Consider the following 11,069-nt stretch of genomic DNA (forward strand, 5'->3'; position numbering starts at 1 on the left):
GCCCCCAACGTGGCCGCCGGCCAGCGCGTGGTGGTGGCCCTCGAAGGCGCCGAACTGCACCCCGCCAGCGGCGAGCCGTTCAAAATCAAGAAAAGCAAGATTCGCGGCGCGGCCTCGGAGGGCATGATTTGCGCCGAGGACGAAATCGGTCTGGGCCAGTCGCACGCCGGCATCATGGTGCTCGACACCGACCTGCCTAACGGCACGCCCGCCGCCGACTATTTCGGCCTGGGGTCCGATACGGTGTACGAAATTGGCCTCACGCCCAACCGGGCCGATGCCGCCTCGCACTACGGCGTGGCCCGCGAGGTGCGCGCCCTGCTGCGCCAGCCCTGCCACCTGCCCGACGTGAGCGGCTTTGCGGCCCCGACCTCGGCCGAAAGCAACATCAAGGTAACGATTGAGGACCTTGAAGCCGCCCCGCGCTACGCCGGCCTGCTGCTGGAAAACGTGCACGTCGGCCCGTCGCCCGAGTGGCTGCAGCGCCGCTTGCGCAGCATCGGCCTGAGCCCAATTAACAACGTGGTAGACGTGACCAACTTCGTACTGCACGAGCTGGGCCAACCCCTGCACGCGTTTGATGCCGAACAGATTACCGGCGGCCACATCCGCGTGAAGCGCGCCGAGGCCGGCGAGAAATTCGTGACTCTGGACGGCATCGAGCGCAGCCTCAAAGCCGAGGATTTGGTGATTGCCGATGCCAACGGCGCGCCCATGGCGCTGGCCGGCGTGTTCGGCGGCAAGACCTCGGGCGTGAGCGAGGGCACCACCCGCGTATTTCTGGAAAGCGCCTACTTCGGCCCCGCCGCCGTGCGTCGCACCTCGCAAACGCATAATTTGAAAACCGACGCCTCCTTCCGCTTCGAGCGCGGCACCGACCCCAACATGGTGCCGGTAGCCCTGCAGCGGGCGGCCCTGCTGCTGCAGGAAGTAGCGGGCGCGACCATCGCCGCGCCGGTGGTGGACGAGTACCCCACGCCCGTGCCGCCGGCTACTGTGCGCCTGCGCCTGCCCCGCGTGGAGCGGCTGGTGGGCCAGTACATTGCCCCCGAGCGCATCCGCCAGATTCTGACGGACCTCGACATTGAAATCAGCGAAGAAAACCTCGACGCCGGCGACCAGGATACCTGGATGCTGACCGTGCCGCCCCACAAGGTGGACGTGACCCGCGAGGCCGACGTGATTGAGGAAATCCTGCGCATCTACGGCTACAATAATGTGGCGCTGCGGCCCAACAACTCGGCCTCCTTCCTGGCCAAGTTCCCGAACCCCGACCCGGAGGTGACGCGGGTGAAAATCGCCTCGCTGCTCAGCGGTCAGGGCTTTTCAGAGATTCTGACTAACTCGCTCACCAACTCGCTCTATTTCGAGAAAGACGGCGAGGTGAACCCGGCGCTGGTGCGTATTCTGAACTACAACAGCGTCGACTTGAACGTGATGCGGCCCACCCTGCTGCACTCGGGCCTGGAAATTATTCGGCACAACCTCAACCGCCGCCAGCGCGACCTCAAGCTCTACGAGTTCGGCAAGACCTACTCGCAGAACGAGAACGGCAAGTACCAGGAAAAGAACAAGCTGGTGCTGTACCTGACGGGCAACGCCGCCAGCGAAACCTGGCAGCAGAAGTCGGAAAAAGCGGCTTTCCACGACCTGGCGGGCGCGGTGCAGCAGGTGCTGGCGGCCCTGGGCTTCGGCGGGGCGGCTTCGCAGCCGGTGCAGCACGAGTACCTGGCCGGTGGCCTCACGCTGCTGGTGCACAACCAGCCGCTGGCCCAGCTGGGTGCCGTATCGGCTTCGGTGCTGAAGAAGATGGACGTATCGCAGCCGGTGTGGTACGCCGAGCTGGACTGGGACGCGCTGAGCAAGAAGTACAAGCCCACACTGACGGCCCGCGAGCTGTCGAAATTCCCGGAAGTGCGCCGCGACCTGAGCATCGTGGTGGACCAGGCCGTAACCTTCGACCAGCTCCAGCAGATTGCCCGCAAGACCGAGAAGAAGCTGCTGCAGAGCATCAATGTGTTCGACGTGTACGCCGGCGAGAACTTGGGCGCGGGCAAAAAGTCGTATTCGGTGAGCTTCACGCTGCAGGACTACGGCCAGACGCTCAGCGAGCAGGCCATCGACCAGGTGATGCAGAAGCTGATTCAGCAGTTCGAGAAGCAGGCCGGCGCGCTGATTCGGAAGTAGAAACGCTCAACTGATGCCAACGGGGGCGCAGAAGACCACGGGAATAGTGGCCTTTTGCGCCCCCGTTGGCATTTGGCGCAATGAAAAAACGCTGATGCTGTAACAGACAAGCAACCCCTGCGATGCAACGCTTGCCCTTGCTCCGCAAGCCCGACCGCAGCGCTTACTGCCGCGTTGGTTGCGGCCGCAGCAGTAAGTTGCAGCCTGATTCACCTACCTCATTTCCACTAATCCCTTTTTCTCCAAGAATGAACCTTCGTTTCCTTTCTACGCTGGGCCTGGCGCTGATGACCACCGTCAGCTTTGCCCAGCAAAAACCGGCGGCCAAAGCCCCGGCCTCTAAGACTGCCGCCGCCAAAACCACGGCCCTGATGACCACGCCCTACGGCACCAAGCTGGTGGAGAAGGTAACCAAGCAGCCCGGCCAGGTAATGATTCCCTACGAGAAGTACGTGCTGCCCAACGGCCTCACGCTCGTGGTGGCCGAAGACCACTCCGACCCGTTGGTGCACGTGGACGTGACTTACCACGTGGGCTCGGCCCGTGAGCAGATTGGCAAGTCGGGCTTCGCGCACTTCTTCGAGCACATGATGTTCCAGGGCTCCGACCATGTGGGCGACCAGCAGCACTTTAAGCTGGTGACGGCCGCCGGCGGCACCCTGAATGGCTCGACCAACCAAGACCGCACCAACTATTTCGAGACCCTGCCCAGCAATCAGCTCGAAACCGGCCTGTGGCTGGAGGCCGACCGCATGGGCTTCCTGCTCGACGCCGTGAGCCAGAAGAAATTCGAGATTCAGCGCTCGACGGTGAAAAACGAGCGCGGCCAGAACTACGACAACCGCCCCTACGGCCTGGCCAGCGAATACATCTCGAAAACGCTGTACCCCTACGGCCATCCCTACTCCTGGCTCACCATCGGCTACCTCGAAGACCTCGACCGCGCCGACCTGCAGGACCTCAAGAACTTCTTCCTGCGCTGGTACGGCCCCAACAACGCCACCCTCACCGTGGGCGGCGACGTGAAGTCGGCCGAGGTGGTGAAGCTGGTGGAGAAATACTTCGGCCCCATCAAGCGCGGGCCGTCCGTGCAGCCTACCAATCTGCCCGCCCCCGTGCTCACGCAGGACCGCTACGTGAGCTACCAGGACAACGTGCGCTTCCCCATGCTGCAAATGGTATTTCCGACGGTGCCGCACGGCCACCCCGACGAAATGGCCCTCGACGCCCTGGCCGAAATCCTGGGTGGCGGCAAAACCTCGCTGCTCTACAAAAACCTGGTGAAAAACCAGAAAACCGTGCAGGCCCAGGCCTACCAACAGAACTCGGAGCTGGGCGGCTTCCTCGATTTTGTGGCCCTGCCCCTGCCCGGCAAAACGCTGGACAGCACCGAGGTCATCATCCGCAACACACTGAAAGAGTTTGAGAAGCGCGGCGTAACCGACGAGGACGTGCAGCGCTTCAAGGCCCAGACCGAGGCCCAGACCATCAATGGCCTGGCCAGCGTGCAGGGCAAGGTGAGCCAGCTGGCCGCCAACCAGACGTTCTTCGGCAACCCTAACCACCTGGTGGTGGAGCAGAAGGAGCTGAAGGCCCTGACCAAGGCCGACGTGCAGCGCGTGTACGATAAGTACGTGAAAGGCAAGCACGCTGTGATTCTGAGCGTGGTGCCTAAAACCGGTGGCGTGGCTGCCGCCAAGCCCGACAACTACACCATCGACAAAGCGGGCTACAAAGCCCCCGACTACGGCTACGAAGGCCTGAAATACAACAAGGCCACCGACACCTTCGACCGCAGCAAGCAGCCCGCCGCCGGCGCCAATCCCGTGGTGAAGGTGCCCGCGCTCTACCAGGAAACCCTGCCCAACGGCCTGAAAGTGGTGGGCACGAAGAACACCGAGATTCCGGCCGTAACCATGCGCCTGACCATCCGCGGCGGCCACCGCCTCGAGCAGACCATGCCCGGCAAGGCCGGCATTGCCGAGCTCACGGCCAGCATGCTGAACGAGGGCTCGGAGAAATACACCGGCGAGCAGTTCTCGGCCGCGCTCGATAAGCTGGGTTCGCAGGTATCGGTATTTGCCGGCGACAATGAAACCGTGGTGTACGTGCAGAGCCTGACCAAGAACCTGCCCGCCACCATGGCCCTGCTCGACCAGCGCCTGCTACACCCGCGCTTCGACGCCGCCGACTTTGCCCGCGTGAAAAAGCAGCAACTGGAGAAGATTGCCAACTTCGCCAACCAGCCCGCCGTCATTGCCGACCTGACCTACAACCGGCTGCTCTACGGCCAGAGCAACATTGCCGGCACGGCCGTGGCCGGCACCACCGCCTCGGTGGGCAGCCTCACGCTCGACGACGTGAAGAACTTCTACAACACGTACTACGCCCCCAACGTGAGCTACCTCGTGGCCGTGGGCGACGTGGACCAGGCCACCCTCGATGCCAACCTGGGTTTCCTGAAGAACTGGGCGAAGAAGGACGTGACCATTCCGACCGACGTGGCCGGCGTGCAGCCCGACAAAACCACCATCTACTTCGTGAACAAGCCGGGCGCGGCCCAGTCCGAAATCCGCGTGGGCTACCCCACCGACCTGAAGTACGACGCCACCGGCCAGTACTACCGTGCCGGCCTGGCCAACTACCTGCTCGGCGGCGCCTTCAACTCGCGCATCAACCTGAACCTGCGCGAGAACAAGGGCTACACCTACGGCGCCCGCTCGGGCTTCGCGGGCACGCGCTACGCCGGGCCGTTCACGGCTCAGGCTGGCGTGCGCGCCGACGCCACGGCCGCCTCGGTGAAGGAATTCATGAGCGAGATTTCGAACTACCCGAACGGGATTTCGGACGAGGAGCTGTCGTTCGTTCAGTCGTCTATCGGCCAGAGCGACGCGCTTAAGTACGAAACCGGCCAGCAGAAAGCCGGCTTCCTGTCGCGCCTCGTGGAGTACGACCTGCAGCCCACTTACGTGAACGAGCAGACCGAAATCCTGAAAAACCTGAAGAAGGAAGACGTACAGGCCATTGCCAAGCAGTACCTGCCCGCCGATAAGATGTACATCGTGGTAGTGGGCGACGAGAAGCAGCTGCCCTCGCTGCAGGCCCTGGGCTACCCCGTGGTGCAGCTCGACCTGGAAGGCAAGCCCGTGACCACCGCCGCGCCGGCCCCGGCCCCCGCTGCCCCCATGACGGACGACAAAACCAAGATGAAAACCGAAGACGGTGGTAAAATCAAAGTGAAGACCAAGAAGGGCTAAGCCTTTTTCGAGCCTGACGCTTTGTAGAACGTCATGCTGAGCCTGCCGAAGCATCTCTACCGCGCAGCTAATCCTAACAGTTGGATTACTACTGCAGTAGAGATGCTTCGACTTCGCTCAGCGTGACGTTCTTTTTTGTATCATCTACTTTCCTTAAACCAAACCTCCCTGAGGCACAAGCCGCGAGCGAGTGCCGGGTAAAGCGTAGCTTTCGGCCCGCCGCTTTATCTTCACCGAAAAATTTCCTGCCCGTGGCCTCTTCTCAACAGCTTGCGCAACTTGACCGCCTGGAGCGGCAGATAACCACCTTAGTGGCTGCCTATCAGCAATTGCGCGAAGAGCTGGCCGATGCCAACACCACGGTTCAGCAGCTGCGGGGCGACCTGCGCGAGAAAGACCGGCTGTTGAAGGAGCGCCAAAACCAGGAAAATATTGTTAAACTTGTACACACCATAGCTGGGGAACCCACCCACGCCAACGAACTTAAACTGCGCCTCAACGAATACATCCGCGAACTGGACAAGTGTCTTGCCTATTTGAGAGACTAAACCGAACGACCCTCACCCCACTGCCATAACTTTCGCCCCATGAGCGAATTAGCCATTAAAATCCGAATTGCTGACCGGGACTACCCCATGCGCGTTGACGTGCAGGATGAGGAACGGCTGCGCTTGGCCGGCCGCCTGTTGGGCGACAAGCTGCGCGAATTCCGGGAAGGCTACGGCATTCAGGATAAACAGGACCTGCTGGCCATGGTTGCGTTGGCCACGATGGCCGACCAATTGAAAGTGAGCAAGGAAAAGGATGGCACCGATGCGGCGCTAACCGAACGGCTGGCTCGTTTCGACGAGCTACTATCCGGCGTGGTGCTCGCGAGCTAAGGCAGCTCGCGCGGCACCCACACACTCGTTGGCCCGGCTGGGCGGCGCGGCAATCGGCCGCTACCGCGTAGCCCGGGCACAATCGTTCTACCCGGTTATGGTGTTGCACCCATTCAAACACCATAATCTATATGACCCCTCTAATAATGTACTGTCTGCTGGCAGCAGTGGTCGCCCTGGTGGCGGGCCTGCTGATTGGCAGACAGATGGCCGGCAAAGCCCGGCTCGACCACGAAGGCGAGGCCCAAGCCCGCGCCCAGCAAATCCTCCGCGACGCGGAGGAGAAAGGCACCCGCCTTCGCGATGAAAAAATCAAGCAGGCCGACGAGCGCCTAGAGCAGAGCAAGAATAAGTTCAAGACGCTCCGCAACGAGTTCGACCAGGAAAGCAAGCGCCTCAAGCAGGCCCTCGACCAGGAGCTGACCGAGCGCCGCCAGGGCGTCACCGAGCAGGAGCAAAGCATTAAGCTGCTCACCGAAACCACCCAGCGCCAGCTGGAGCAGCTGCAGAAAAAGGAAGCCGACCTGGAGCGCCAGCGCGAGAAAAACCAGGCCGACACTCAGCAGCTGCGCGACAAGCTCGAAGCCCAGGCCGAAAAGCGCCGCCTCGACCACGAGGAGGCAATGGCCGAGCTCGAAGAGAAGCAGCGCGAGGCCGACGAGCAGTTGCACACCGTGCAGCGCCAGCTCGAAACCATTGCCAACCTGACCGCCGCCGAAGCCCGCGAGCAGCTGGTGGAATCGCTGAAGAACGAAGCCCAGATTCAGGCCAGCTCCTACGTGAAGGATACCGTGGCCCAGGCTAAGCTGACGGCCACCAAGGACGCGAAGAAGATTGTGCTGGAAACCATTCAGCGCACCGCGTCGGAACACGCCATCGAAAACTGCGTGTCGATTTTCAACATTGAAAGCGACGACGTGAAAGGCAAAATCATCGGCCGTGAGGGCCGCAACATCCGCGCGCTGGAAGCTGCCACGGGCGTTGAAATTATTGTGGACGACACGCCCGAGGCCATCATCATCTCGGGCTTCGACCCGGTGCGCCGCGAAATTGCCCGCCTCTCGCTACATCTGCTCGTGAAGGACGGCCGCATTCACCCGGCCCGCGTGGAGGAGATTGTAGCCAAAACCCGCAAGAACATCGAGGAGGAAATCGTCGAAATCGGCGAGAAAACCATCATCGACCTCGGCATTCACGGCCTGCACCCGGAGCTGATTAAGATGGTAGGGCGCATGCGTTTCCGCTCGTCGTATGGCCAGAACCTGCTGCAGCACTCGCGCGAAGTGGCCAACCTGTGCGCCACCATGGCCGCCGAGATGGGCCTCGACGTGAAGAAAGCCAAGCGCGCCGGCCTGTTGCACGACATCGGTAAGGTGAGCACCGAGGAACCCGAGCTGCCCCACGCCATTCTGGGCATGGAGATGGCCAAGAAGTGGAAAGAGCACCCCGATGTGGTGAATGCCATCGGGGCTCACCACGACGAGATTGAGATGACGGCCATGATTTCGCCGCTCGTGCAGGCCTGCGACGCCATTTCGGGCTCGCGCCCCGGCGCCCGCCGCGAGATGATGGAGAGCTACATTAAGCGCCTGAAGCAACTGGAGGAAACCGCCAACGGCTTCAAGGGCGTGAACCAGTGCTTCGCCATTCAGGCCGGCCGCGAGCTACGCGTGATGGTGGACGCCGAGAACGTGACCGACGAGCGCGCCGCCGAACTGAGCTTCGAGATTTCGCAGAAAATTGAGAAGGAGATGCAGTACCCCGGCCAGATTAAAATCACCGTGATTCGGGAGATGCGCGCCGTGGCGTATGCTAAGTAGCCGGTAGCGCACGCTTTATCTTGCGCCTTGGAATGAGACGAAAGAAGCCCCCGCAGCGAAAGTTGCAGGGGCTTCTTTTATGATTGGAAATCGGTATTTTCACTGTTCCTTTCTACCGTCTGGCCGCTGCATGCGCCGGTTTATTCACTGTTTATGAGGCTATTCTACTGCTTGGCCACCTGCACTACGCTGCTTGGCGCGGGTTTGATGACGAGTTGCGCATTGTACGCGCCTATGCACTGCGCCGCGCCGGGCATCCGCACCAAAGGGGAAGCTGAAGTGTCGGCCATTCTACACATCAATAGCCGGGTAGAAGGCGCAGTAGCTTATTCGCCCCTGAACCACGTATTGGTGCGGGCTGCTGGCAGCCTGAAACAAGACCCGGCCGACAGCACCTATTTCCGGGTGAAGCAATTTGAAGCTGCTGTGGGCGGCTATTGGCCCCTACGCGAATACTGGGTGGTGGGGGCGCTGGCGGGCGGCGGCGCGGGCCATAACCAACGCGGGTATCGGGAGCCTGGCTTACTGGGGGTTTCGGCGGTGGTAGTGTACCGGCAATATGATGGACAGTACCACAAACTGTTCGGCGAGGCGTATGGCCTGTACCAGCGTCGGGTGGCGAGCGTGGGAGTTGCGGCGCGGCTTACCCAAGTATATTTTGATGAGCTGAGTGACCGGGGAGTCGCGCTGAAGCCAGCTACCACACTGCAGCTGGAGCCAATGGTTCTGGGGCGTGTGAGCCCCTACGCTGGCCGCTTCAACTGCCTGCAGCTGCAGGTAGCGGCCGGCTTGTCGGTCGACTGCAACGGGCGGCGCGTCAGCGACTATTCAACCCACAACGTGTCTGACAATAGCTTATTCGTCAGTGTCGGGGCAGTGTTCTACCCGCATCGGCTTTTCAAACGCGCCTCGCAGCTATAGCAATGGCCTTTTTTCGTAGCTGCTGCGGGCTTGCTGACGTACTTTCACGGCAATGAAACGTTGCTATTCCTTCGGCCGACTGGGCTTACTGGCTGTCGGCGCCCTCGCCGCCTGCGCCACCACCAAAAACCCCTACGCCGTCACCAACAAGAGCTATAAAGCGCAGGTGAAGGCCTACGCCGCGGCCCTGCGCGCCGTGCCCCCGCCCACGCCGGGCGGCGACAGCCTGCTGGGCAAGTACTGGGTGGGCACCGTCAACTTCAACCTGCGCAAGCCCAACTACGTCGTCATTCACCACACGGCGCAGGACTCGACGGCCCAGACGCTCAAAACCTTCACCCTGACCAAAACGCAGGTGAGCGCGCACTACGTGATTGGGCGCGACGGCCGGGTGTACCACATGCTGAACGACTACCTGCGGGCCTGGCACGGCGGCGTGGCCCGCTGGGGCAACAACACCGACCTGAACTCCTGCTCCATCGGCATCGAGCTCGACAACAATGGCACCGAGCCCTTCGCCGAAGCTCAGATTACCAGCCTGCTGCACATCTTGGCGGGGCTGAAAAAAGACTACGGGATTCCGGCCGCCAACTTTATCGGCCACGCCGACATTGCGCCCAGCCGCAAGAACGACCCCAGCGCCCGCTTCCCCTGGAAACGACTGGCCGACAACGGTTTCGGCCTGTGGTACGATGCCGGGCCGCTGCCCAGCCCCTTCAGTGTCGATAGCGCGGCCGCGCTGGCCGGTCGCTTGCTGGCCCCGCGCCCGGCGGCCACCGACGAGACAGCCCCTACCCTGCCCATGCCCGTCGATACCAGCCGGCTGGATGCGCAACTGGCGCGGCTGAACGGGCCGATTACCGCCTTCAGCCCCCGCGAGGCACTGCGGATTATCGGCTACGACACGCGTGATTTGCCGGCGGCCATCCGGGCGTTTAAGCTGCATTTTATTCAGCAGAATGTGAATGGGCCGCTGACGGATGCCGACAATCGCATTCTTTACAACCTGTACAAAAAATACCTGTAACCCACCGCTGGCCGTTAACTTAGCTTTTATGCGTAAGCCCCGGCCATCTTGGTAGCGGCTGGGCTTATCCTTTTATTCATATGCCAGTAGTATCCCAACGCGGGCAGGACATGCCCGTTTCGCCGTTTCGCAAGCTTCTGCCCTTTGCCGAAGCCGCCCGCCGCCAGGGCAAAACCGTGTATCCCCTCAACATCGGCCAGCCCGATGTGCTGACGCCCCCGGCCCTGCTCGAAGCCGTGCGCACCGCCGACGTGGCCGTACTCGGCTACGCGCCCGGCGCGGGCACCGAAAGCTACCGCCGCAAGCTCGAAGCCTACTACCAGCGGGCCGGTATTCCGGCGCGGTTCGAGGATATTATGGTGACCACGGCTGGCAGCGAGGCCATTCATTTTGCCATGCTTAGCTGCCTGAACCCCGGCGATGAGGTGATTGTGGCCGAGCCGTTCTACGGCACCTACACGGCGTTTGCCATTGCGGCGGGCGTGCGCATCGTGGCCGTGACGGCGCACATCGAGGATGGCTTCGCCCTGCCCCCGTTGGCCGATTTCGAGGCCGTGATTACGCCCCGCACCCGCGCCATCCTCATCTGCAACCCCAGCAACCCGACGGGCTACGTGTACACGCGGGCCGAGTTGGAAGCCCTGCTGGGCTTGTGCAAAAAGCACGATTTGTACCTGCTGTCCGACGAAGCTTACCGCGAGTACTGCTACGACGGCGCCCGGGCCACCAGCGCCCTGAGCCTGGCAGGCGGCGAGCAGTACGTGGTACTGCTCGACACTATCTCGAAGCGCTACAGCGCCTGCGGGGCCCGCGTGGGCGCGCTCGTGACGCGCAACCCCGACGTGTGGCAGGCCGCCTTCCACTTTGGGCAGATGCGCATTTGCCCGCCGGTGCTCGAAATGACAGCCGCCGAAGCCGCCGCCGCCCTGCGCAGCACGTATTTCGACGAAACCCGCGCCGAATACCAGGCCCGCCG

At 62.1% G+C, this 11,069-nt stretch carries 8 protein-coding genes; all 8 read left to right on the forward strand.

Going from position 1 to position 11,069, the window contains the following annotated elements; genetic code table 11:
• Positions 1-2,187, forward strand: a 2,187-nt coding sequence (pheT, locus tag ACYVDE_RS07205) for a phenylalanine--tRNA ligase subunit beta (RefSeq protein WP_460500810.1), incomplete at its 5' end; no start/stop codon positions are given.
• Between the two features lie 248 nt (positions 2,188-2,435).
• Entirely contained in the window at positions 2,436-5,444 is a 3,009-nt protein-coding gene (locus ACYVDE_RS07210; RefSeq protein ID WP_460500811.1) for a M16 family metallopeptidase, read from the forward strand.
• Positions 5,445-5,566: 122 nt separating this feature from the next.
• Complete coding sequence (locus ACYVDE_RS07215; RefSeq protein WP_460500812.1) at positions 5,567-5,992, forward strand: hypothetical protein; 426 nt, start codon at positions 5,567-5,569, stop codon at positions 5,990-5,992.
• 39 nt (positions 5,993-6,031) lie between these two features.
• Positions 6,032-6,325 carry a cell division protein ZapA gene (locus tag ACYVDE_RS07220; protein WP_460500813.1) on the forward strand — a complete coding sequence of 98 codons (294 nt, stop codon included), beginning with the start codon at positions 6,032-6,034 and terminating at the stop codon, positions 6,323-6,325.
• Between the two features lie 131 nt (positions 6,326-6,456).
• Positions 6,457-8,145: a ribonuclease Y gene (gene rny / locus ACYVDE_RS07225; RefSeq protein WP_460500814.1), complete on the forward strand. Its 1,689-nt coding sequence runs from the start codon at positions 6,457-6,459 to the stop codon at positions 8,143-8,145.
• 171 nt (positions 8,146-8,316) lie between these two features.
• The gene (locus ACYVDE_RS07230; protein WP_460500815.1) at positions 8,317-9,066 is read left to right on the forward strand and encodes a hypothetical protein; all 750 of its coding nucleotides are present in this window, start codon (positions 8,317-8,319) and stop codon (positions 9,064-9,066) included.
• Between the two features lie 52 nt (positions 9,067-9,118).
• Positions 9,119-10,093, forward strand: coding sequence for an N-acetylmuramoyl-L-alanine amidase (locus ACYVDE_RS07235; RefSeq protein ID WP_460500816.1), 975 nt, complete (start codon positions 9,119-9,121; stop codon positions 10,091-10,093).
• An 80-nt stretch (positions 10,094-10,173) separates the two neighbouring features.
• Positions 10,174-11,069, forward strand: an 896-nt coding sequence (locus ACYVDE_RS07240; RefSeq protein ID WP_460500817.1) for a pyridoxal phosphate-dependent aminotransferase, incomplete at its 3' end; no start/stop codon positions are given.

The sequence above is a fragment of the Hymenobacter agri genome (assembly GCF_054778495.1).